This is a genomic window from Paenibacillus sp. P5_B5 (genome assembly GCF_056400365.1).
Genome location: NZ_JBFULK010000005.1, coordinates 259,887 through 282,578, shown reverse-complemented (window position 1 = coordinate 282,578; position 22,692 = coordinate 259,887). Strand labels below are relative to the sequence as shown.

General features: G+C 41.4%; 21 protein-coding genes, 2 tRNA genes and 1 other annotated feature. Of the genes, 13 read left to right on the top strand and 10 right to left on the bottom strand.

Annotation, left to right across the window (positions count from 1 at the left end):
• Nucleotides 1–302: 302 nt before the first annotated feature.
• The 3 genes from AC1DOK_RS09100 to AC1DOK_RS09090 all read right to left on the bottom strand — a co-directional run bounded on the left by AC1DOK_RS09100 (nt 303) and on the right by AC1DOK_RS09090 (nt 3,789).
• Nucleotides 303–821, bottom strand: coding sequence for a hypothetical protein (locus tag AC1DOK_RS09100; protein WP_477553937.1), 519 nt, complete (start codon nt 819–821; stop codon nt 303–305).
• A gap of 148 nt (nt 822–969) precedes the next feature.
• Entirely contained in the window at nt 970–1,386 is a 417-nt protein-coding gene (locus tag AC1DOK_RS09095) for a DUF350 domain-containing protein (RefSeq protein ID WP_477553936.1), read from the bottom strand.
• Nucleotides 1,387–1,428: 42 nt separating this feature from the next.
• Nucleotides 1,429–3,789, bottom strand: a complete 2,361-nt coding sequence (locus AC1DOK_RS09090; RefSeq protein WP_477553935.1) for an endonuclease MutS2 — start codon at nt 3,787–3,789, stop codon at nt 1,429–1,431.
• 170 nt (nt 3,790–3,959) lie between these two features.
• On the opposite strand from AC1DOK_RS09090, the gene AC1DOK_RS09085 reads away from it, so the two are divergent.
• Nucleotides 3,960–4,328 carry a phage holin family protein gene (locus tag AC1DOK_RS09085; RefSeq protein WP_477553934.1) on the top strand — a complete coding sequence of 123 codons (369 nt, stop codon included), beginning with the start codon at nt 3,960–3,962 and terminating at the stop codon, nt 4,326–4,328.
• Nucleotides 4,329–4,473: 145 nt separating this feature from the next.
• The gene (locus tag AC1DOK_RS09080) at nt 4,474–4,854 is read left to right on the top strand and encodes a cupredoxin domain-containing protein (RefSeq protein WP_477553933.1); all 381 of its coding nucleotides are present in this window, start codon (nt 4,474–4,476) and stop codon (nt 4,852–4,854) included.
• A 183-nt stretch (nt 4,855–5,037) separates the two neighbouring features.
• Here the strand turns inward: AC1DOK_RS09080 and zapA are convergent, their stop codons facing one another.
• From zapA to AC1DOK_RS09060, 4 genes are all read right to left on the bottom strand, one after another.
• Nucleotides 5,038–7,218: a cell division protein ZapA gene (zapA, locus tag AC1DOK_RS09075; RefSeq protein WP_477553932.1), complete on the bottom strand. Its 2,181-nt coding sequence runs from the start codon at nt 7,216–7,218 to the stop codon at nt 5,038–5,040.
• 98 nt (nt 7,219–7,316) lie between these two features.
• Complete coding sequence (gene pheT / locus AC1DOK_RS09070) at nt 7,317–9,830, bottom strand: phenylalanine--tRNA ligase subunit beta (protein WP_477553931.1); 2,514 nt, start codon at nt 9,828–9,830, stop codon at nt 7,317–7,319.
• A 32-nt stretch (nt 9,831–9,862) separates the two neighbouring features.
• Nucleotides 9,863–10,894, bottom strand: coding sequence for a phenylalanine--tRNA ligase subunit alpha (pheS, locus tag AC1DOK_RS09065; protein WP_477553930.1), 1,032 nt, complete (start codon nt 10,892–10,894; stop codon nt 9,863–9,865).
• Between the two features lie 64 nt (nt 10,895–10,958).
• Nucleotides 10,959–11,238: a binding site (T-box leader), on the bottom strand.
• A 162-nt stretch (nt 11,239–11,400) separates the two neighbouring features.
• Nucleotides 11,401–12,027, bottom strand: a complete 627-nt coding sequence (locus tag AC1DOK_RS09060; protein WP_477553929.1) for an NUDIX hydrolase — start codon at nt 12,025–12,027, stop codon at nt 11,401–11,403.
• A 228-nt stretch (nt 12,028–12,255) separates the two neighbouring features.
• On the opposite strand from AC1DOK_RS09060, the gene AC1DOK_RS09055 reads away from it, so the two are divergent.
• From AC1DOK_RS09055 to AC1DOK_RS09020, 8 genes are all read left to right on the top strand, one after another.
• Complete coding sequence (locus AC1DOK_RS09055) at nt 12,256–13,014, top strand: helix-turn-helix transcriptional regulator (RefSeq protein WP_477553928.1); 759 nt, start codon at nt 12,256–12,258, stop codon at nt 13,012–13,014.
• A 335-nt stretch (nt 13,015–13,349) separates the two neighbouring features.
• Nucleotides 13,350–14,066: a DUF1266 domain-containing protein gene (locus AC1DOK_RS09050; RefSeq protein WP_477553927.1), complete on the top strand. Its 717-nt coding sequence runs from the start codon at nt 13,350–13,352 to the stop codon at nt 14,064–14,066.
• Nucleotides 14,067–14,094: 28 nt separating this feature from the next.
• Entirely contained in the window at nt 14,095–14,568 is a 474-nt protein-coding gene (locus tag AC1DOK_RS09045) for a hypothetical protein (protein WP_477553926.1), read from the top strand.
• A gap of 303 nt (nt 14,569–14,871) precedes the next feature.
• Nucleotides 14,872–15,579: a lantibiotic protection ABC transporter ATP-binding protein gene (locus AC1DOK_RS09040; protein ID WP_477553925.1), complete on the top strand. Its 708-nt coding sequence runs from the start codon at nt 14,872–14,874 to the stop codon at nt 15,577–15,579.
• Between the two features lies 1 nt (nt 15,580).
• Nucleotides 15,581–16,318, top strand: coding sequence for a lantibiotic immunity ABC transporter MutE/EpiE family permease subunit (locus AC1DOK_RS09035; protein WP_477553924.1), 738 nt, complete (start codon nt 15,581–15,583; stop codon nt 16,316–16,318).
• Between the two features lies 1 nt (nt 16,319).
• Nucleotides 16,320–17,087, top strand: a complete 768-nt coding sequence (locus AC1DOK_RS09030; RefSeq protein WP_477553923.1) for a lantibiotic immunity ABC transporter MutG family permease subunit — start codon at nt 16,320–16,322, stop codon at nt 17,085–17,087.
• A gap of 82 nt (nt 17,088–17,169) precedes the next feature.
• Nucleotides 17,170–17,832: a response regulator transcription factor gene (locus AC1DOK_RS09025; protein ID WP_477553922.1), complete on the top strand. Its 663-nt coding sequence runs from the start codon at nt 17,170–17,172 to the stop codon at nt 17,830–17,832.
• Nucleotides 17,820–19,196: a sensor histidine kinase gene (locus AC1DOK_RS09020; RefSeq protein ID WP_477553921.1), complete on the top strand. Its 1,377-nt coding sequence runs from the start codon at nt 17,820–17,822 to the stop codon at nt 19,194–19,196. Before AC1DOK_RS09025 ends, AC1DOK_RS09020 begins: the two co-directional genes overlap by 13 nt.
• A gap of 182 nt (nt 19,197–19,378) precedes the next feature.
• Here the strand turns inward: AC1DOK_RS09020 and AC1DOK_RS09015 are convergent.
• The 3 genes from AC1DOK_RS09015 to lepB form a co-directional block, all read right to left on the bottom strand.
• Nucleotides 19,379–19,449 (bottom strand) — tRNA-Gly (locus tag AC1DOK_RS09015).
• 38 nt (nt 19,450–19,487) lie between these two features.
• A tRNA-Pro gene (locus AC1DOK_RS09010) sits at nt 19,488–19,564 on the bottom strand.
• A gap of 105 nt (nt 19,565–19,669) precedes the next feature.
• A complete protein-coding gene (lepB, locus tag AC1DOK_RS09005; RefSeq protein ID WP_477553920.1) occupies nt 19,670–20,188 on the bottom strand; it encodes a signal peptidase I in 519 nt (172 codons plus the stop codon).
• Between the two features lie 117 nt (nt 20,189–20,305).
• On the opposite strand from lepB, the gene AC1DOK_RS09000 reads away from it, so the two are divergent.
• Genes AC1DOK_RS09000 through AC1DOK_RS08990 form a run of 3 tightly spaced genes read left to right on the top strand, consistent with a single transcriptional unit; the run spans nt 20,306 to nt 22,690 of the window.
• Complete coding sequence (locus AC1DOK_RS09000) at nt 20,306–21,226, top strand: aldo/keto reductase (RefSeq protein WP_477553919.1); 921 nt, start codon at nt 20,306–20,308, stop codon at nt 21,224–21,226.
• Between the two features lie 54 nt (nt 21,227–21,280).
• Nucleotides 21,281–22,081, top strand: coding sequence for a lipid II flippase Amj family protein (locus AC1DOK_RS08995; RefSeq protein ID WP_477553918.1), 801 nt, complete (start codon nt 21,281–21,283; stop codon nt 22,079–22,081).
• Nucleotides 22,082–22,096: 15 nt separating this feature from the next.
• Nucleotides 22,097–22,690 (top strand): TVP38/TMEM64 family protein, encoded by a 594-nt coding sequence (locus AC1DOK_RS08990; protein ID WP_477553917.1) that lies wholly within the window; start codon nt 22,097–22,099, stop codon nt 22,688–22,690.
• The last annotated feature ends 2 nt before the right edge of the window (nt 22,691–22,692 follow it).

Here is a 22,692-nt window from a genome sequence, read left to right as displayed (position 1 = left end):
CTCATTCACAACAAGAACACGATTCGTTAAATTATTTTTTTAAAATACGTATAGTTAATTCAACTGAAAGCGGTTTACATGATTTTGATTATACTATTCTATTATATAAAACGTACTCAATATTCGCCAATTTTCTGAAAATATTTTGAATTTTCTACACAAAAAGAAACGGTTTCACCGTCTTTAAAAGACGGATGTGTTTCTTAAGGTAATACTTAGAATTTATGATTTGAAAGTTATAAATTCTATATCACTAATAAAAGGATACCTAACAAGGTATCCCTTCAAACTACAGCAAATCTTTACTTTACAATCTCTTTACTTAGCCGCTCGATCATAGTTGAACGATCTTTATCAGACAGCACATGCTCAATTCTAAAGCACGAAGGACAAATATATACATTCATCGTGAACGGAGCTCCCAAGAAAGCTTGATCTAACACATTCGGTATATGTGATGTGAATTCTGTACTTATAACGTTTCTTTGACCCGTTAACAAGAGCAGCTCGCGGCAGCTTAGGCATTCAGGTGCTTCTTCTTGCTCATCAATACATTGTTGTACCGTTTCACTATAAATATCTCTATGATTTAAATCCTCATCATCCCAAATGTCATCTGAGTCCACTAGTACTTCTTTAGGAGCAATCACATCATCTTCATCTAATAGATCATCATCCTGATCATTAGCCCCTATTTGAACACTACGATAATTACCTAATTCATTAAAGCAATGAGGACATGATTCCTCCGGTCCAAACTCCTCGTCCCACACGATCTCTGTGAGACACCATGGACACATAACTTCCTTCTGTTCTTCCATTACAATTCCTCCTGATTATAAAGTCTATATGAGTCTCTTACGTATTATTCATCACATAGATAACGCCAACTACTATAAACCCAATTGCTACCAAGAATAACGTTCCCCATAAATATTTCATCTAGACAGCGTTCCTTTCTAAGGGTTCTTAGTTGACGCAAGCTCCAATTACAAACGAGATAGAAACCGAAATAATAAGCGATAGTAAGCCTACTGCTCGATTATCCTTTCGGATCTCATCATCAATATTAAAATAAGGTGTCAAAAATTCAAATATAAAGTAGGAAACAAGAAGTAGTATAAAGCCGATTGCAGACCAAATCAATGTTTGAATGAGTGTATCATTATGCTTGATAGTAAAATGAATCACATTGCAAATCCCGAATATCTTACCGCCAGTAGCCATTGCTACAGAAACGTTACCTGCCTTAATCTCAGCCCAATCATCATACTTCGTTACGAACTCGAAGATGGTTAAGAATACAATTAAGGCTAGCACGGCTACTGAAAACATGGCTAATGCAAATAAGTAGGGATTATCAAAAATCATATGTGTATCCACCATCGCGAATGCCTCACCCCTCTAAGGTAATTCGTTACTTTATCGTTACTTTAACTCCACAACGGTGACACCTGCTCCGCCTTCATTGTATGCACCTAGACGGAATGCTTTAACGAACTTGTGACGACGTAAGTAGTCTTGAATTCCTGCACGAAGTACACCCGTGCCTTTGCCATGTATGAGGTAAACCTGACCTAAGTTTGCCATAATCGATTCATCGAGGAAGCGGTCGACCTCGACCAACCCTTCCTCTACATTCATTCCGCGCATATCAAGCTCCGTGCGAATATTCTCATCACGCGAGCGTTTGACACTCGCGGCAGGAACCGTCGCCTTGCGCTGCTGTGCTGCGGATGTTACTAGCTCAAGGTCAGTTTTCGCGACCTTGACCTTCATGATGCCAAGCTGAACTAGCACCTCGGCATCAGAATTCATCTCCACAACGTGGCCTTTCTGACCCAGGTGGACAACACGCACCTCATCGCCCACCTCTATGCTGGCAGGACGGTTTGTGTTCGCACGCGCACGCTTTTCACGTAGTTGCGGAGTGGCTAAGTCGAGGCGTCGTTTAGCGTCAATAAGCTTATGCTCCTTGACATTACCCGCCTCTTCCTTAGCAAGCTGTCTTAGTTCGGCAATAATTTCTTCAGCCTCATGCCTAGCCTTTGCTACTGCAGCCGATGCGTCTTGCTCCGCTTTCTGCATCAGCTTATCACGCTGCTCCTCGAACTTCGTTTTCTGTGCGTCCAATTCCTTACGCAATTCCATTGCTTCACGCTTAAGCTCTTCAGCAGAATTACGCTCAGCTTCAGCTGTCAGACGGTTCTCTTCTAGTGATGCAATCATTGATTCAACTCGAAGATCATCTTCGCCTACCTGACCTCTTGCTTGATCAATAATCGTTTTGGGTAAACCAAGTCTCTCTGCAATTGCAAACGCATTGCTTCGTCCTGGTACCCCTAGAAGCAAGCGATACGTTGGTGATAAAGTCGCAATATCAAACTCCATTGAGGCATTAATAATTCCATCACGTTCGAATGCATATGCCTTCAGCTCACTATAATGTGTTGTGGCAATCATCCGGCAGCCCATACGGTGAATATACTCGAGCAGTGAAATAGCTAATGCAGATCCCTCTGCTGGATCAGTCCCCGCTCCAAGCTCATCGAACAACACTAAACTCTTAGGTGTCATGTCACGCAGAATAGATATTATATTCGTCATATGTGACGAGAATGTACTTAAATTCTGTTCAATGCTTTGTTCATCCCCAATATCTGCGTAAATTCCATCAAACACGCATAACTGAGATTCTTCTTCAGCAGGCACGAACATACCTGACATTGCCATCAATGTTAGCAAGCCAACTGTTTTGAGTGATACTGTTTTACCACCTGTATTCGGCCCTGTAACAATAATTGAAGTGTAATTATTACCAAGCTCTAGATCAAGTGGCACAACAATCTCTTTGGCGATTAATGGGTGACGCCCTTTACGTATCTTAATAAAGCCGCGATCATTCATCATAGGCATTGTAGCTTTCAATTCACGAGCAAGTCCAGCCTTGGCAAAAATAAAATCAAACTGCGTTAACACACCTAAATCTGACACCAATTCTTCTGTCAGGTCCGCAACAGTCGCTGTTAATATGCGCAGAATTTTCTCAACTTCTGCTTCTTCTTTTAGCTTAAGCTCGCGAATTTTGTTATTGAGCATCACAATAGCTTCAGGCTCAATAAACAAAGTTGCACCTGATGCCGACTGATCATGAATCATTCCGCCAAAATGACTACGATACTCCTGCTTAACTGGAATTACAAAACGATCACCACGAATGGTTACGAGTGAATCCTGAAGCATTTTCTGTATAGAAGTGTTTCGAATCATTGATTCAAGACGCTCACGAACTCGTGCCTCACTCGTACGTAATTCACTCCGAATTTTGGCTAGAGCAGCACTAGCAGAATCAACTACAACTGCATTTTCATCAATACAATTGTTAATTTGATCTTCAAGTGCTTTCTGTTCCGTAAGTAGTTCCGCCATATCAAACATCAATGGAATCGGATATTCCTCATGAAGCGATAGTAAGAATCGTTTAAGCCTACGGCCACCAAATATAGTCGTCGCAATATTTAGCAACTCAGTTGGATTAAGCATCCCGCCAATTCTTGCCCTATGTAAACTAGGACCAATATCACGTATACCACCAAATGGGGCATTTCCTTTTAATCGCTCTACATGGACTGCTTCACTAGTAGCTTGAAGTCTTCGTTTGACTTCTGTTAAATCACTGCTTGGCATTAATTCTGCAGCCAGATTACTCCCCAGCGAAGTTTCGGCATGTGTACCTAATTTATGAATAATTTTGTGAAATTCTAATGTTTGTAATACTTTCCCCTTCAATACTTTCCCAACCTCTCAGCTAATCTCCGTACCTCTACGTCATTTTGCTACAACATATTATACCCTAAGAATAGCTAATTTAGCTAATTCCTTGGTACAAATTTCCGTTTTTAATCATCCCTATGAAGGACAAATTAACTATAAGCAATTAAGGAACAGGAGGTTTCATAATGAATATTCTTGGATCTATCGTCAGATTCGTTGTAAGTGCGATCGTATTAATGCTTGTTTCCTGGATCATTAAAGGATTTTTTGTCGGAGGTTTTGGGAGTGCGTTATTACTCGCTCTTATCATCGCTGTTCTGGCATTCATTGTAGAGAGTATGTTCAAGACAACAATTACACCCTTCGGAAGAGGAATCGTAGGGTTTGTAACAAGTGCTGTGATTATTTATGTAGCTCAGTTTTTTGTTTCTGGTGTAAAGATTACCATTCTGGGTGCTGTCCTAAGTGCACTTATTATTGGGATCATTGATCTATTCATTCCGATTAAAACACCGTTCGAAGTTGTAAATAAAAATTCGGATAATGAAACTTAAAAATGCCCCATATTCGTTGAATTATTTAAATGGTCAAACCTCATTTAATTTCACAGAATTGTCACTGCAATTCCCCTTGCACTGCGTTATGATATTAATGTGATATTTATCACAAAATATGATTTACGTAAAGGGGAATAACTTTATGAAGAAATTATGGACATTGCTCCTCGGCGTTGCGATTATGATTTCGTTAACAGCTTGCGGAGGCGGAGGTACTGCTAAATTCAGTGAAACAACTGACGCTCCTGCCAAAGAGGTTAAGGTTGTTGCTAGCAATTGGAAATTCGATCAGTCCGAGTATAAAGTAAAGAAGGGTGAAGCTTTCACGCTTACTCTAGATATACAAGATGGCGTACATGGTATTAAGCTTGAAGGGCTAAGCGGCAGCTTGGCTGGCAAAAAAGGAAGTCCATCATCCAAAACAGTAATAGCTAATGAAGCTGGGACATACCAAATTGTCTGCAACGTATCTTGTGGAACTGGACACTCCAATATGAAAACTAAACTTATCGTCGAACCGTAAATAGGTTAAATTTAAGGCTGTCGTTTACTTGAAGAACAACTCTTCATGTTAGGACAGCCTTTTTCTCTCTCTATAAATCTGCTTAAACAACAAAAGTAGCTAACCCGTAGTAATAATCTACTGCTGAGTAAGCCACTCTTATTGTTTATAACACTTATTAAGAATCTAAATGGATCTAAATGTTTATTTACTCTCATCTTCTGAGACAACTAGTTCAATCCATTCATTATATTCAATTTGCAGTTTAGCATATTCTTCTTGTAGCTTACGGTATTCTTCCTGAACATGTTCGAGTTCATGCTCTGTTGATTGCTCAGAACTGGATCGCTCAGCACTAGCCTGCAAATAGGCTGCTTCCCATTCCTCACGACTCCGTGTAAACTCAGCTTCTCTAATATCGAAGCGTTGGTTAATCTGTTGATATTCCTCAAATAGTAAATCTAGCTCTTGCTGTATCGCGGATTTACTAGTGATTAGCTGCTCGCTTGATTCTTGTGCGCTACGTAGCTTTTGAAGCATTTCATCACGTTCTGCTCTTACTGACTGTAGCTGTTCACGATCACGTCCAAGCTGAACTTGCCATTTAGTGCGTTCTTGCTCAAGCTGAGCCTTCGACTTATTAACCTCTTCATCGTATAAAGTCTTGGCTTGATTACGTTCAAGCTGAAGCTTCGTATGTAACTGACGTTGCTCTTCATCAAGCTGTTTTTGATAATTTTGGGCCGCTTGCTCCAACTGGGCTTGCAATTTAATCCGTTCTTGTTCGATTTGTACCTGTGATTTACTGCGTTCTTGCTCAATTTGCGTCTGCAATTTACGGGACTCTTGAACTTGTTGATCCTTTAACTTATTTGCTTCAAGATTAAACTGGGTTTGAAGATCTACCTTTTCTTGATCATGCTTTGCCTGTAGCTTCTTAACTTCTTGCTCGTGTTGTGTACGAGTCTTATTAGCCTCTTGCTCAAGAAGTAATTGGGCTAGTTTACGCTCTTCTTGAAGCTGTTGCTCCGAGCTTAGACGTACTTGTTCAATTTGAGCTTGGTGCTTATTAGCTTCTTGTTCAAGCTTACCATGCAATTCACTACGCTCATGTTCTAATTGCGTTTGTAACTTACTGATTTCTTGAACAAGCTTTGTCTGTAATTTATCAGACTCTTGATTATAAAGCGTTTCTAGTTCATTCATCTCTTGAATGTGTTGTTCCTGCAATTGATTCATTTGTTGTTCAAGCTGAATACGAGTCTTGTTAACTTCGTCATCAAGTATAGCTTTGGACTGAATTCGCTCATCCTGATGTCTACGATCTGATTTATGTTTTTCCTGTTCAAGCTCAGATTGTAGCTTTGTCGTTTCATTCTTAAGCTGTTCTTGTAATTTACGCTTTTCTTCCGTATGAAGATCTATAAGATGATGATGATCCTTCTCAAGCTGAGCTTTCAGACTAGCCTCTTGTTCTAACTGGATGGTTAAGCTGCTAACCCCTTGCTCTAACCGAGTGTTTAGGCTGCTGATTTCTTGATCATACTTCGTTTGCAATTCAATGATTTCTTGGTCATGCTTCGTCTGTAGTTCACTAATTACTTGATCATGAATAGACTTCAGAGCATTGTGTTTTTGTTCAATTTCAGCATGCAGTCTCTTGATTTCACTTTCAGACTTCGCTTTTAGGCTTTGAACCTCTTGATCATGATGAACTTTCAATTTACTCATCTCTTGATTATGCTGTGTCTGTAATTTATGAGCTTCCTGATTATATAAAGCCTTGGATTTCGTACGTTCTTCCTGTAATTGTGTTTGGGATTTATGTCGTTCTTGGTCAAACAGTGATTGTTTTTGCTTAGACTCTTCTTCGAGCTTACGAATTCGATCCTTGAATTGCATAATTTCGTGCTGGTGCTTGTCCGATACTTCCTTAAGCTCCGATTGTGATTTCTTTAAAGCATCTTCTAGCTTAGTAGATTGCGCTTGCAATTCTGCTGTATGAGCTAGGCGCTGCTTAGTTAGCATCACTTCAAATTCATCACGTTGTTGTTGTAGAGCAGCTTCTTTCTCATCCGACATGCCTTTAAGCTGTTCCGTTACTTCCTTAAGTTGCGCCGCCTGTTTCTCACTTGTTTCTTTCAATCGTTGCAAAGGCTCTAGTTCACCTTGCATTCGAATATTCTGATCGACAATATGTACTGCTGCAAGTACAGCAATTCGCTGCACATCTAACTTAGGATTGTTAGTAGCAATTTGCTGCATATGTTCATTTACTTCAGCAGCGATTCTTTTGATATAAGCAACACTAGTATTTTTGCTTGACATAATTTTGTATTGATTTCCATATATGTCAACCGTGATGCGCGTTCGATCCTCGTTCATCTGTTTTTCCTCCTCCCAAAAATGAAGGCTAGTCGTATCCAATAGAACTTCGATACGCCCAGCCTCATTTCCTGCTACAAACTACATGCTAAAATTTTCTATTTTCGAAGTTCAGCTGAAAAAGCATCTTGTAACGCTACAACTACCTTTTCTTGTACCTCTGCAATCTCTTCATCCTGTAATGTACGCTCTGGATGGCGGTAAACAAGTGAGAATGCAACGCTCTTCTTGTTTCCACCTAGTCTGTCTCCCGTGTAAATATCAAACACACGAAGTGATTCCATTAATTCGCCAGCTGTTTCACGAATGGTTTGCTCCATTAATCCTACTGGCACTGAAGATTCAACCACAAGTGCAAGGTCGCGTGCTACGGACGGGTAACGTGGCAATGTCTTATACACAACCAAATCATTGGCTTGTTCTAACAGCGGCTCTAGTTCAACCTCAAGCACGTAGGTATCTGCAAGATCTTTGTTTTTTTGTAAAGCAGGATGCAATTGACCCATTCTACCAATTACCTGACGACCTTTTGGACCATTTATTACGATCTCAGCAGTTCTTCCTGGATGAAAACCTTCTGGGGCTCCAGCTTCGAACGTAATCGTTTGAATACCCAAATACGAAATTAATCGCTCGAATACGCCCTTCAAATCATAGAAATCAACATTACCAAAATAAGATGCAAGCCATTTTAGCTCATCTTTATGATCGTAATAATCAACTTTCACCGATTTGTAGGACCAGTGGTCTGATAAACGTTTACCTGTGATTAACGCAGATAGCAACATTTTTTCTTCAGGTTGCTTCGTGATAGACGCTTCTTCCGTTACAAATACTTTACCAATTTCGAATAAAGCTAAATTATCATTTTTGCGATTGCGATTATATACAGCAGTGTCAATTAGGTTAGGCAATAACGAAGTGCGCAGTACAGCGCGATCTTCACTCATTGGCATCGCTAAGCTAATTGGTTTAGCCTGTGGATACAAGCCTGGAAGTAACTGATTCTGGTCTGGATGTACAAAGGAATAGGTAATAACCTCATTCATTCCGCTTTGTGTCATCACATTACGAATGATTCTACGAATCGATTGCTCACCCGTTAGGGATCCAGGAGTCGTCTCACCGCTCATGAGTGTAGTCGGAATATGATCGTATCCGTGAAGTCTTGCTACTTCTTCAATCAGATCCACATCAAACAGAATGTCTCCTCGGCGACTTGGCACATGTACGAGTAAGCTATCTTCACTACTTACTTCATAATCAAAATTCAATCTTCCCATGATTGCTTTCACCTGATCAAGTGTAAGTTCCATGCCAAGGTAACCATTTAAGCGACTGAGTGATAGCTCGATGGATACTGCTTTAGACGCATTCACATGCGCTTCTGCAATACCTTTGGCTAGCGTACCATGTGCATATTCTGCCATTAGTGCCGCCGCACGGTTCAGTGCAGGAATTACTCGAGCCGGATCAACTTCTTTTTCAAAACGTAAGGATGCTTCAGAACGAAGACCAAGCTGACGCGAAGTTCTTCTTACAGAAGTACCTGCAAATTTAGCCGACTCTAATGCGATTCTTGTTGTACCGCTTGTAACCTCACTGTTAGCTCCACCCATCACACCAGCTAGCGCAATTGGCTTCTCACCATCAGCAATGACTAGCATATGCGGCTCAAGTTCGCGCTCTACTTCATCAAGCGTAACTAACTTCTCACCAGCTTCTGCAAGTCTTACTTCGATTCGATCATCCGCTAATTTATCTGCGTCGAACGCATGAAGAGGTTGCCCGTATTCAAGCATGACGTAGTTCGTAATGTCGACAATATTATTAATAGGTCTAATTCCCGCGGCCATCAACCTATTCTGCATCCATAGCGGTGAAGCAGCTACTTCTACACCCTCAATTAAGCGAATTGAATAATGGGAGCAAAGCTCGTTATCTGTAATGGTAACTCCAATGCGATCAGCTGTTATGGACTCTTCGCTAATAGCTGCATTTGAGATATCACACTCGGAATCAGGCAATTTAACCGGACGATCCAAGATTGCCGCTATTTCATAAGCTACACCGATCATGCTTAATGCATCTGAGCGATTTGGAGTTAAGTCAAGCTCTAACACTTTATCGTCAAGCGCTAGCACGTCAAGAATGGATGTACCAATTTCAGTATTCTCTGGCAACACTAGAATGCCTTCTTGAATTTCTTTAGGCAAGAGTTTGTCATTCATGCCAAGCTCTTTGGCAGAGCAGATCATACCTTGGGATTCAACACCGCGTAGCTTAGCACGCTTAATTTTGAAATCTCCTGGCAGAACAGCTCCAATGACTGCAACGGGTACTTTTTGACCTACAGCTACATTAGGTGCGCCGCAGACGATTTGCAAATCCTCTTCTTGACCTACATCCACGATACAAACATTCAGCTTATCAGCATCCGGATGCTTTTCTTTCAATTTTACATAGCCGACAACCACTCCAGAGATGCCTTTGTTACGATTTTCCACAACATCGACTTCAATACCTGAACGTGTCAACTTCTCTGCTAATTCCTCACCCGTATAACCGGATACATCTACATATTGTGATAACCATTGATAGGATACTTTCATTCGTTATTGATGCCTCCTCTAAATTGTAATTCTTATAGATGCACGAACTGATTCAAAAAGCGTACATCGTTTGTATAAAAATGACGGATATCGTCAACACCATATTTCAACATAGCAACACGCTCAGGACCCATACCAAATGCGAATCCATTCCATTCCTTCGGATCGTAGCCTGCCATCTCAAGTACGCGAGGATGAACCATACCTGCACCTAGAATCTCAATCCAGCCTGAGCTCTTACATGTACGACATCCCGCACCTTTGCAATAATAACAAGAGACATCAAGCTCAACACTTGGCTCTGTAAAAGGGAAGAAGCTTGGGCGCATACGAATTTCTGTATCAGGTCCATATAACTCACGAACGAATTGTAGCAATGTACCTTTGAGATCACTCATGCGAATATTACGACCAACAACCAATCCTTCAATTTGAGTAAATTGATGAGAGTGAGTTACATCATCATCATCACGGCGATATACTTTACCAGGAGAAATGATTTTGATCGGCTGACCTTTCATCTTCTCCATTGTACGAACTTGTACAGGTGAAGTTTGTGTCCGCATCAATAAATCTTCTGTAATATAGAATGAATCCTGCATATCACGTGCTGGGTGATCCTTCGGCAAGTTAAGTGCTTCGAAGTTATAGTAATCCTGCTCAAGCTCAGGTCCCTCAACGATTGTATATCCCATTCCAATAAAGATATCTTCAATCTCTTCAATAACCTGATTTAAGGGGTGTACAGCTCCTTGAGTTGAAGGTCTACCCGCTAAGGTAACATCAATCGTCTCTGAACGTAAACGGTTTTCTGTATCCTGTTCCTCGAATGCAGTCGTTTTCTCATTAATTAGATATTCAATCGCTTCACGCACCTCATTAGCCACTTGACCAATGACAGGACGCTCCTCGCTACTAAGGCTACCCATCCCGCGTAATATTTCTGTTAATGGACCCTTTTTACCCAAATATTTAACTCGAAGGTCATTAAGCTCCTCTTGCGTAACAGCTTGCGATAACATTTCTAATGCTGCCACTTTTAATGCTTGTAATCGTTCTTTCATTTAGTACCCTCCTCAAAAAATAAACTTTCTTATCTACATAAACAAAAAGAGCCCTCCATCCCACAAAAGGGACGAGAAAGCTCGCGGTACCACCCTGATTAAACATCTGTTATTTAGAAAAGAAACAATTGACCGACATCATAGACCGGCTCTTCGTCTCTACAGACATTTCACTTCATTACTCTTAACGGATTCTTCATCCGGTTCCTTCTACTGAAGTATACTTGTTCAAAGGACTGCTCAGGAGCGAACTTCGGCAGCCTAGTTCCCTGAAAATGCTCTCAATCTAGGCATCTTCTCCCTGTGGGGAGGCACTGCTTACTCTTCTCCGTCGACACATTTAGCCATATACAGTTAACAGTTATTATATGCAATCTTCCCATAGGATGCAAGGGTATTCCTTTATTTAGACGAAGCTTCAAATGTTATATAAATTCCTGTTTTATCATCCGACTTCTTAAACCGAGGATATTTTTGACATTCAGGATCCGTCAGCATAGGATTACCTAATCACAGATGACTTGCGCTTGGTTATTATGGATAAGCTCAACCATCATTCTCACTTGTGCTTCCGTATTTCTTTCTAGCGACAGTTTAGGTAGATTATTGATATCATAAAAACGAATTCCACTCGTTTCCACACTTTCATATTCCTGAATCTCTTGGTCCTGTAGCAATTCGCAGTGAAGAAACATCTTGTATACATGGTATGGAGATGGCGGGTGATTATGCATCTTCGTATCTAGAACTGCGAGCAGCTTAACGAAACGAACATCAACTCCCGCTTCTTCACGTACTTCCTTCACAACAACCTCCGAAGGGGTTAGTCCAATATCCGCCCAGCCACCAGGCAGTGACCATGCACCATCTGCTTTTTCTTGGACGAGTAAAATTTGCCCATCCTTTAGGATGACGGCACGTATATCAACCTTCGGTGTCGCGTAACCACTTTCGCCTGCAAATAAATTCGGCAGCTTGTGCAGCTCAGTCTCTGTATAACGAGCCATAATTTCCATACTCAGCTTACGCAGCTGTTCAAAGCGTTCAAGATCATAAACATCCTTGCTATAGGTTAAACCAATCTGAGCAATGCTTTGAATTTGCTTCGCCCAATCCAGCCACTCATATCCCACTTAAGGTTCCTCCCTGAAACTAAGTCGTCGGTTGAACAAAAGGTGATTTATAGATCTTCGCATGTCAATTTTAAGTTTTTAATTAAGTAATTACAACAATTACGAAAATTATGAATTAATAAATAATAAATAGTACATTTGGCTTATTTATAACTCACTCCAATAAGCTGATAATGATTAGATGGACTTTTTTATAGCAAGGAGAGGAAATAAGGAGGATCACCACCTATGATTCAGATACAGGCTGTGCGAACGCAGAGATATGAAACAAGTTCAAAAACATGCGTATCTTCGCCTGCTCTGTTCGTGTCTCAATCTCAATTTGACATCATCTGCGAGCATAACCAAACGTTAATTTCTATATTTGCCAAGTGCATCTCGGACATCAAAGAATACCTGACAGGCTCGTTCGTATTTATGCTGACTGATGCACACGGCGTTCTGCTGACAATGAACTACAGTAAAAATCTTGAAAGCACAGTGAGGCGGTCTCCAATACGACTGGGCATGTGTTTCTCAGAGAAAAGCTGCGGTGTCAACGCCATCTCGGAAGCGATGTCCTGTAGCGGTCCGATCTATCTGCGCCCTGAACAGCATGAAAATGCCTTTTTCCACACTTGGCATTGCTTCTCGACTCCGCTTACCATCGGCAACAAGAACATCGGTTTTTTGGATGTGTCCACCGTTAATGAGGACATGAAAACAGAATTAATCGCCATTGCTAAACTTCTTCCAGAACATATACTGAGCGGTTACCACAACAAGATCACGAAACAAACAGATGAGCAGTGTTCTATTAAGTTAACAGACCGTCAGTTGCACGTGCTGAAGCTTATTGCACATGGCCATACAGTAAAGTCCATTGCACTAACATTAGAAATTAAGGAGTGCACAGTCAATCACCACAAAAAAATCATTTTCGACAAATTAGGCGTTCAATCCAGCACAGAAGCTGTATTAAAAGCAGCTCGATTATATTATTTTTAGAAAATTCATACTATACAAAAATATAGCTAGAAAAATATTTTTTTCCTGATAATCTTATAGCATCCCAACTTCCTTATGAGTTCAAGGAGATTGCTTCTGTTAAAGTAGGCGGCAAAGATTTTGACGTTCTGGAAGCTAACTTGACAGGAAAAGGTGTGAGTATTTCACAAAAATTCTTCTCCACGCTCACGAATGGATATGCATTGAACTTGATTATCACTTACGTAGATGATGAGTCCAAAGCAGAAACAAATAAATTAATCGAGTCTATTAGTTTCAAGTAATTTCATTATGTGAGAGTATTTATATTTTATGAACGAAACGAGGATGAAAACATGGGTTTTTTTAAAAAATTAATGGGTGCACTGAGCAATAAAAAGTATCGAAAGAACCCCAATGCTGCTGTTTTAACCGTAGAACAGTATGCTGCTTTGAATGTCGGAGCAATCAATGCAGAACAGACTATGTACTTTTGTGATAGTTTGCATACCGGGTCTGACAAAAATGAAATAAGACGAAATCTTGCTGATTATTACGACATTGTTGATAGAGATACTGCATTAAGGACTTTGGAATGGCTGAGTAGCAGGGGACATAGAGTCTATTTTGAGGCCATCAAACAATTAGTTTCAGGTCAATCCACAACCATTGATGAGACGATTTTGGAAGAAGATGAAAAGGTAAGAACATACAAATATATACAAAATCTAAATGGAACAATCGAAGATCTGGTTAAAAATAAGTTTATCAAACAAAGAGCAGACTTGAGCACACAATCTATTGTCGGCTGGGATATGGGGCGATTGGTTCTGATTGCACGTTGCTGTTATGAAACGGCATATCTCTCAGAAGAAGAAGCTTGGAATTATATTCGTAAAGCCTATAAAGAATGTCAGAACACCTATTTTAACTGGAAAGAGCTTGCTGATGGCTATATCATTGGGAGATGCATGTGGGGCGGATCCAATGTGATGCTGCACGGGATTATGGAAATTGCAAAAGAGTTGATTGAGGATGATGACAGTCCTTGGTCAAAATATCCATTACGATAAAATAAATCGAAAAAAGGGGAAATTTACTATGGATTTAAGATTATTGGCTATACCAGCAGCACTGGTGATTGTTGCGGTAATTGTGATGGTGTTACAGAATAAAAAGGTGAGTCGCTCTGCCGGTGTGGCTCAGGATGTTATGAGGAACTATGTGCGTGAACAGCTTCCGGATATGCAAAGTGCTGAATTGGATGTCATTAATTTGCTTCAGGACGCAATACAACCACAGCATATTTGGGTAGTTGCTTACAACGACAGCGGAATGTTTTTTATCCCGTCTTCATCGAACCCTTACACACAATCAATTACGAGATATGAGGATGAGAGGATCGATTATATACCTTTTTCGGCGATTAATAATTCGTCGGTAGCACAAGACAAGAAGAAAATCAGAATGCATATAGGAGATGTAGTCAAATCTTTTAAGTACCAAAACAAAGATTGCTTTGGTGTCAATCATGAACAAGAACTCTCTAAATTTATAAGGCATTTAGATATTTAGAGTCTACTTCATAGATTGCTGGGGCACCCGAAAGCGTACAAGCTTAACAGTCCATATACTCGGAAGCTCATCCAGTAATAATAAGCGAGCGAATTGTGCAAACGACAAGCTTGCATGACGAGGAACAACTGATTTTCCATGATTGTAAAAGGTTTTGAGTAACATAGGATCACAACAAAAAACAATGAAACCCGGCAGCGCTACTAAGTGACTGCCGGGTTTCTATTATTTTCTGCTACTTTAACTCCTTATAAAATCCTGATAATTGTCCTTTATTCTATTCACATAGAAAGGATGATAATTATGCAGCAAATGATTTTACAAACACAAAACCTTTGTAAGAGCTTTAAAAATCAAAAAGCGGTGGACAATATATCCTTATCTGTACCGCGAAACTCTGTCTATGGTCTGCTTGGGCCAAATGGCGCCGGAAAATCAACAACGCTCAAAATGATTGCGGGGATGTTGCGACCGAATTCTGGAAAAATCATTTTTAATGAACATGAATGGAGCCGAAAAGATTTGACGGACATCGGTGTACTGATCGAGTCACCGCCCCTTTATGAAAACTTGACCGCGCGAGAAAATTTGAAGGTACATACCATAACGCTTGGAATATCTCCCTCGCGTATTGATGAAGTGCTTGCGTTGGTTGATTTGACCAATACCGGTAAAAAACGCGCAGGACAGTTTTCTATGGGAATGAAACAGCGTCTGGGTATTGCTATCGCATTACTAAACCGCCCCAAACTTCTGATCCTTGACGAACCGACTAATGGACTTGATCCGATTGGCATTCAAGAACTTCGGGAATTAATCCGTTCCTTTCCTGAACAGGGGATCACGGTGATTTTGTCCAGTCATATTCTTTCCGAAGTGGAGCAGGTAGTAGACGAAATTGGGATTATCGCCGGTGGGGTGCTGGGTTATCAGGGGACAGCTCCTAATGGTAAGGATTTGGAGGCGCTGTTTATGCAGGTGGCTGCTGCCAACCGAAAGGCGGATCAATAAGATGATTAACCTGATTAACTGTATACTGGCTGAAAGATTGAAGTGGAAACGTACCTTTGCACCAAAGCTGGTTTGGATTGCACCGGTTGTAACCCTGCTGCTTTGCTTTGTTCTGGGGGCGGGAAGTGTATTTCAAATTGGAGCTTATAACTGGTGGTATACCACACTTCTACCCGGCGCACTCATCATTTTCTGTTCACTGGTTATGCAAAAGGATGCAAGGATGAAGTATCGTAGTGTGCTCGCTATGCCGCTCGACCTCAAGAAAATTTGGGTAAGCAAAATCCTTGCCTGCGCCGGATTGCTTCTGGCTTCCTGCGTGATTTTCTTTATAGGAGTGACGGCTGGAGGGCGGCTTCTCGGACAATCCATCCCTCTCCTAAATAGCATCGCGGGCAGCTTGTTGATTTTTACGACTTTCCTGTGGCAAATTCCGCTTTGCCTTTATCTCAGCGGGAAGTGCGGAATGTTTGTTACGATACTGCTGAATCTTGCCGGTAATGTTGTATGTGGCATTCTGTTCGCCGATAAAACATCATGGTGGATGATGCCATACTCGATTCCGATTCGGTTGATGTGTCCTGTTCTGAATATCCTGCCCAATGGGCTCCCTGTTGAAGCAGACAGTTTGCTTCTGGATTCCGGGGTCATTTTGCCTGGCGTTTTGATTTCCCTTGCATGGTTTGGTGTACTTTCTCTTGTTACCACTATATGGTTTCAAAGGCAGGAGGCGAAATAAGATGACAGGATTGGGATTGTTTCGGTTATTAAGGGCTGATCTACTTAAAACGAAACGAACATCGTTGTTGCTGATTCACCTACTGGTTCCAGCTGTCGGAGCGGGACTGTTTTTGGCCTACTATTCTTTCTCTCCGTGGAATCCAATTGAGAAAGCTTCCGGGTACCTACAGGTGCTGGCAATTGCATTTCCTACATTGATTGGGCTTGTCTGCTCAATGGCGGCGGAGCAGGAATCAGCAACGGGAAATTTTCAGGGGATGCTTACAGCTTCCACGGCAAAGATTCTGGCGTTCATAAGTAAATTATTTTTACTGTTGTTATTCGGCTTTGGTGCCATCTTCTTTGCGTCAGGTGCTTTTGGCTGGGGATTCAGCGAAATTTTGCATCAGGATACATTGGGAATCAGATTCTACCTGATTGGTGCAAGTATTCTGTTTGGAAGTAATTTATTTCTGTATGTTCTGCATTTATTTGTCAGCTTGCGTTTTGGGAAAGGCGCTTCTATCGGTCTTGGAATCGTGGAAAGCTTGTTATCCGCCCTGCTCCTAACCGGATTGGGCGACGGAATATGGCCGTTTATTCCTTGTGGATGGGGCGTACGTTTTGTATCCCTATGGACAACGCATGCTTCCGGCTCCAGAATTATGCCGGCATTTGTATCCGAGCTGCGTACAGGTACTTGGATTTGTATATTTGCTGCTCTGTTAGCCTTCATACTAGCATGTGTATGGTTTTGGCGCTGGGAAGGAAGAAAATCAGAGGAATAGTAGGAAATGCTTTCGACACAGCCCATGAAGTTTAATATAATGGGGAAACCTATTTAATTTCTTGCGAGAGAGAGAAACGCGGATGGCAAAAATACTAGCTGTGGATGATGAGCTGGATATTCTGGCACTCATCAAAAACACACTCACAAAAGACAAGCATTTGGTAACGACCATATCCGATCCGGAGGAAGTAGAGAAAATCGACCTTGGTGTATTTGAACTGATCCTTCTGGACATTATGATGCCGGGTGTAGATGGCTTTACCCTCTGCCGGAGAATACGAAAGGCTGTCGACTGCCCTATTCTGTTTTTGACGGCAAAAACACTAGAGGACGATATTATGTACGGGCTGGGACTGGGAGCGGATGATTATATCCTGAAGCCCTTTGGTACTGGCGAACTGCGCGCGCGTGTGAATGCTCATCTAAGGCGGGAAACCAGGGAAAGACGCAATATGCTTTGTGTGGATGGCGTTCAATTCAATCTGTCCGGCAAAGAAATGCTCGTGGATGACAAGAGAATACCGCTTACCAAAAGCGAGTATCAAATCTGTGAATTTCTTGCCCGAAACCGAGGTCAAGTGTTCTCTAAGGAAAAGATTTATGAATCTGTTTTTGGGTTCGATGGAGAAAGCGACAGCACCGCTATTACCGAACACATTAAAAACATCCGCGCAAAACTGCATATATTCGAAGTTGATTCGATAGGTACGGTTTGGGGGATAGGATATAAATGGAAATCATGAAACGACACAAAACAATACGGCTCCGTACTTTTTTCTTACAATACTTATTTCTATTCTGTATCGGAACGCTCGTGCTTCTAGCTCTGCTGATAGGATTGTTTTCTTTGGGGCTTTCTTACGGTGCAATTTTGCCGGCTAACTATGCTGAAAATCAAATTGCAGCAGTCAAGGAAAGTATCGCTTCCAGCGCTGAAGTGACGCCCGACATGATTCCTGACACTGTAAAATATGCTGTGTTTTCCTCGGGAGGGAATTTTGTATCTGGAAACCTAACCGTTGAAGACGCAAACCATGCATGGATGAGCATACAGGATGGTGAAAAATCTAATATCCCCCATTCTTATTTTGTGATTCAACGAGAAAACCAGGTCTGCATATTGCGATATTCCTTAGTACCGCAATTTAATTCCTCGTTTTTAAGAAACTACTTACCTAACCCTCAAATTTTAGGAATTCTTGTATTCATATTGAGCTTTTTGATTCAGGCTGCCGTACTGACTTCTCGTTTCGTAAAGAAACTTGCGCAGGAGATGACAGGATTGCAGGAAGCAACGACAAAAATACAGAACCAGGATCTTGAATTCACAATCCAGCCTTGCGGAATCCGTGAAATTGATGATGTATTGGCTTCACTCGAGCGAATGAAAGAGGAGCTAAAAGCCTCTCTGAAGCAACAGTGGGAGATGGAGCAGTCCCGCCGGGAGCAAATTTCTGCCCTTGCCCACGACATCAAAACACCGCTTACGATCATTCGCGGCAATGCAGAACTATTATACGACACTGCACAGGACGACGCACAGAGAGAATATAATGAATATATCCTAAAGAACGCGGCGCGGATTGAGAAATACACAAAGGAATTAATCGACTTGTCTAAATTGCAGAGCAGAATTATACAAGAAGTAACCAGAGTAGAAACAGACAAGCTGCTTACGGAGCTGGAAGAACAGATGAGGGCGCTTGCATCTCAAAAGAGCCTGCAAGTTTTCATTCAAAAAGAGAAGTTTCCGGAGTTTATCATGATTGATAGGAACTTGTTTTTACGAGCGGTTTTAAATGTAATAACAAATGCGGCAGAACATACGCCGCCGAATGGCAGCATTACTCTTCTTGTCCGAAGTATGCAGAACAACGTTTGTTTCACCGTTACGGACAGCGGATGCGGCTTTTCGCCTACAGATTCAAAGGAAGCTACAAAACAATTCTACATGGGTAACCAAAGCCGGGGGGGTGGCAATCATCACGGTATGGGACTTTATATTGCTGAATCTATTATACGAAATCATGGCGGGACTTTGACGCTTGAAAATGTTAAACCATCCGGCGGCGGAAAAGTGACAATGACAATTCCAATCCATCCCTAATTTGATTAAAGTGGTGATGGGGATACTCCGATCTCTTTCACCAGAAGCGCCCTTAGGCGCTAACTGCTCAAGTCCCAAGCGGACGCGAGTCCGTCAGCTTACGTATAATTATGCTCACTTCCCCGCAGCCGCTCCAAACAACAAAAAAGCCACCTAATAGGTAGCTTACTTTGTATGTATGAAGCGGGTGATGGGAATCGAACCCACGCTATCAGCTTGGAAGGCTGAAGTTCTACCATTGAACTACACCCGCATGTTAAGATAACAGTCGGCGAATTGCAAGAAGTCTCATGGTCGGGATGACACGATTTGAACATGCGACCCCCTGGTCCCAAACCAGGTGCTCTACCAAGCTGAGCTACATCCCGATATTCGCTATGACCTTTATCGAAGGCAAAAATTAATATATCATTTTTACACGCAGAAGGCAATAGATGAAATATAGGTAATTTATTACAAATAAAATAATTGGATTAATTAAGCGATCCAAAGGTGTCGAACGGGAATAATCTAATCCAAGCTTTACCGATCAACTCATCAGCATCTACAAAAGGTGTTGGCCAGAGATGGGAATCAAATGATACATTACGATTATCCCCTAGGAAGAAGTACTTATCCTGTGGCACTGTTATTTTACCAAACGAGTAATTAATCTTCTCTTTTACATATGGCTCTTCTACTTTATCTCCATTGCGATATAAATAACCACCCTTAACTTCAATCGTATCACCAGGCAAGCCAATTAGCCGCTTGATATAACGATCCTCATTATTAGGAAGTGGAGGCCAGAACGCAACAATGTCGCCATGCTTTAAATTATGTAAGGATAACTTCTCTAGCACGAGTCGATCATCCACTTTAATTGTAGGATCCATTGAATTTGTAGGCACTTTTACTGCTTGGGCAACATATGTATTAAGGAACAATGAAATTCCAATGGCAATAACTACGCTTATTCCATATTCTTTGATAATTTTAATAATGACTCGCATCCATAATCACTCCAATATCTATTCTAATTATCCATTATTATCCTATATTATATATGATAAATATGCCATAATAAAACTGTTACGCATACAATTAATTGACATAAGGAGTGTTTGTAAATGATATATCGCAGACTTGGTAAAACCGGGGTGAAGGTTTCGGTCATTGGAGTAGGTACTTATCAATTCGGTGGAGAGTGGGGACAAGCTTTCAATCAACAAGAAACAGATGCGATTCTTGATCGTGCACAGGAAGTCGGGATTAATCTAATTGATACGGCCGAATGCTATGGTGATCATCTTGCTGAGCGACTTGTTGGTAATTATATAGCAAGAAATCGTAGAGAAGATTTTGTGATTGCGTCTAAATTCGGTCATCACTTTCACAATCTGTTTGACCGTACACAAGAATGGTCACCTGAACAAGTACTAGAGCAGCTTGAGGAGTCGCTTAGGTCATTACGTACAGACTATATCGACCTTTACCAGTTCCATTCTGGTTCAGATGAGGTATTCGATAATGATGATTTATGGACCATGCTTGATAAACAAAAACAAGCGGGTAAAATACGTCATCTTGGCACTTCGATTGGCAAGAATGATAACCTTCACCAAACAGCGGCTTCAACCAAAGTAGGCTCAGAAGCGATCCAAGTAGTTTACAATCGACTAGACCGTGTCCCTGAAGGACAAGTATTCCCTAGCTGTATGGAGCAAGATCTTGGTGTACTTGCTCGAGTGCCGCTTGCCAGCGGGTATCTAAGCGGTAAATATAAGCCTGGAACTGTATTTCCGAACAACGATGTACGTCATCGTCATGATCAGGAGCTGGTTGAACAGCGCCTCCAGGAAGTGCAATCCATACATGAGCATGAAGTACCTCCAGGAATGGATATGGCAACTTGGGCACTCACTTGGTGTTTAAAGCATCCAGCGGTGACTGCTGTCATTCCGGGCTGTAAATCACCAGCACAAGTAGAAGCAAATAGTAAAGCCGCTAAATACGCTCCAAGCACTCATCCTCAGGCGTGGGTTGAATAAAAGAAGTATATGGAAAAGCTTCCCAATAAGGGAAGCTTTGAAAGGAGTACTAGAGTGGTTCAACAAGTGATCATGCTGTGTGTTCTTACAGCTATCATTCATGCGACAGACACAGCTTCTTACGCAATCCGGCTAGCAGGTATACGCGTAGGCAAGCTAGCTGTCGCACTTTCTTTGGCTGGAATCATTGTCCTTGTATCCAGAACATCTAACCTTCTACAAGGCATACTAACTGGGACGATGGTTGATGATGCGATCCATGGGAGAATAGCTGATATCATTATACCGTTTCGTGTTATTTTAATTTCTGCCTCTATTGGTACTCTATTAACTCTCATACTCTTTCCCACTCTGGTGTTCATCTCAGCAAGAATTATCTCTCATTTGGAAGTTGCTGGATCATTACCAGAAATGATTAAGCATTCCGTTACAGTAGAACGGATTAAAAGTGCAAGTCATCATATTCGTAGACCTCGTCTAGCTATGCTATCACGTTTGCGAATTGGGGGTTTACCTAAACGCCTTCTTCTGCTGAACTGTATTGTCACTGCGGTATACACAGTCGGTGTACTAGCTGCCCTTTACGCCGCTGTATTAACACCAGAGAACCAATCAGCAGCCATCATGTCTTCTGGCCTTATTAACGGAATTGCTACTATTATTTTCGCTATGTTTGTAGATCCTCAAGTCGCTGTTGCAACTGACCGCGCATTAACAGGCAAAGCTGATATTGAAACTCTTAATAAAATGTTCGGATTACTGATGATATCCCGCTTCGTAGGAACCATTCTTGCTCAGCTATTATTCATTCCATCTGCCTATTGGATCAAATGGATCGTTGAAATGCTCAACTAGGGAGGTTAATACCCAATGTCTGATTGGTTAGAAATCCGCTCCTTCTTCACCCAAGACACACTCGTATATCTCCTTGAAAAGTACAAATCATTCGGGCCCATTCCAGGTATTCTGATAACCTTTATCGAATCTTTCATTCCACCCTTACCCCTCTTCTTACTTGTCGCTGCCAACTCAGCATCTTATGGGTTTTGGCCTGGATTTATTAGTTCATGGATTGGGGTAGTTAGTGGGGCATTCTGTGTTTTCCTATTTTTTCGACGAATGGCGGATCACCCTATCATTAATAGATGGAAGGTGAATCCGATCGTACATAAGAGTCTTGAATGGGTCGAGCAGAACTCTTTTGGTTCCATTTTTCTATTTAGTTGCTTTCCTATGGGACCCTCATTTCTCATTAATATTGCTGCAGGGATTAATAAAATACCGATTCTTCCCTTCTTTATTGCTATTGCAACAGGAAAAACGATCATGATCATGATCGTTTCATTCGTTGGACACGATTTCCTGGCTCTCATTCATAGTCCGCTTAAATTATTAATATTAGCCTCATTTGCAGCATCTTTATGGTTCGCCAGCAAGCTTATTGAAGCTCATATGACAAGATAACG

Coding starts and splice junctions, on each gene's coding strand:
- AC1DOK_RS09025 (WP_477553922.1), top strand. CDS start 17,170: ATGGCAAAAATACTAGCTGTGGATGATGAGCTGGATATTCTGGCACTC.
- AC1DOK_RS09045 (WP_477553926.1), top strand. CDS start 14,095: ATGGATTTAAGATTATTGGCTATACCAGCAGCACTGGTGATTGTTGCG.
- AC1DOK_RS09100 (WP_477553937.1), bottom strand. CDS start 821: ATGGAAGAACAGAAGGAAGTTATGTGTCCATGGTGTCTCACAGAGATC.
- AC1DOK_RS09085 (WP_477553934.1), top strand. CDS start 3,960: ATGAATATTCTTGGATCTATCGTCAGATTCGTTGTAAGTGCGATCGTA.
- AC1DOK_RS09000 (WP_477553919.1), top strand. CDS start 20,306: ATGATATATCGCAGACTTGGTAAAACCGGGGTGAAGGTTTCGGTCATT.
- AC1DOK_RS08990 (WP_477553917.1), top strand. CDS start 22,097: ATGTCTGATTGGTTAGAAATCCGCTCCTTCTTCACCCAAGACACACTC.
- AC1DOK_RS09040 (WP_477553925.1), top strand. CDS start 14,872: ATGCAGCAAATGATTTTACAAACACAAAACCTTTGTAAGAGCTTTAAA.
- zapA (WP_477553932.1), bottom strand. CDS start 7,218: ATGAACGAGGATCGAACGCGCATCACGGTTGACATATATGGAAATCAA.
- lepB (WP_477553920.1), bottom strand. CDS start 20,188: ATGCGAGTCATTATTAAAATTATCAAAGAATATGGAATAAGCGTAGTT.
- pheS (WP_477553930.1), bottom strand. CDS start 10,894: ATGAAAGAACGATTACAAGCATTAAAAGTGGCAGCATTAGAAATGTTA.
- AC1DOK_RS09050 (WP_477553927.1), top strand. CDS start 13,350: ATGGGTTTTTTTAAAAAATTAATGGGTGCACTGAGCAATAAAAAGTAT.
- AC1DOK_RS09080 (WP_477553933.1), top strand. CDS start 4,474: ATGAAGAAATTATGGACATTGCTCCTCGGCGTTGCGATTATGATTTCG.
- AC1DOK_RS09020 (WP_477553921.1), top strand. CDS start 17,820: ATGGAAATCATGAAACGACACAAAACAATACGGCTCCGTACTTTTTTC.
- AC1DOK_RS09055 (WP_477553928.1), top strand. CDS start 12,256: ATGATTCAGATACAGGCTGTGCGAACGCAGAGATATGAAACAAGTTCA.
- AC1DOK_RS09035 (WP_477553924.1), top strand. CDS start 15,581: ATGATTAACCTGATTAACTGTATACTGGCTGAAAGATTGAAGTGGAAA.
- AC1DOK_RS09095 (WP_477553936.1), bottom strand. CDS start 1,386: ATGGTGGATACACATATGATTTTTGATAATCCCTACTTATTTGCATTA.
- AC1DOK_RS09030 (WP_477553923.1), top strand. CDS start 16,320: ATGACAGGATTGGGATTGTTTCGGTTATTAAGGGCTGATCTACTTAAA.
- pheT (WP_477553931.1), bottom strand. CDS start 9,830: ATGAAAGTATCCTATCAATGGTTATCACAATATGTAGATGTATCCGGT.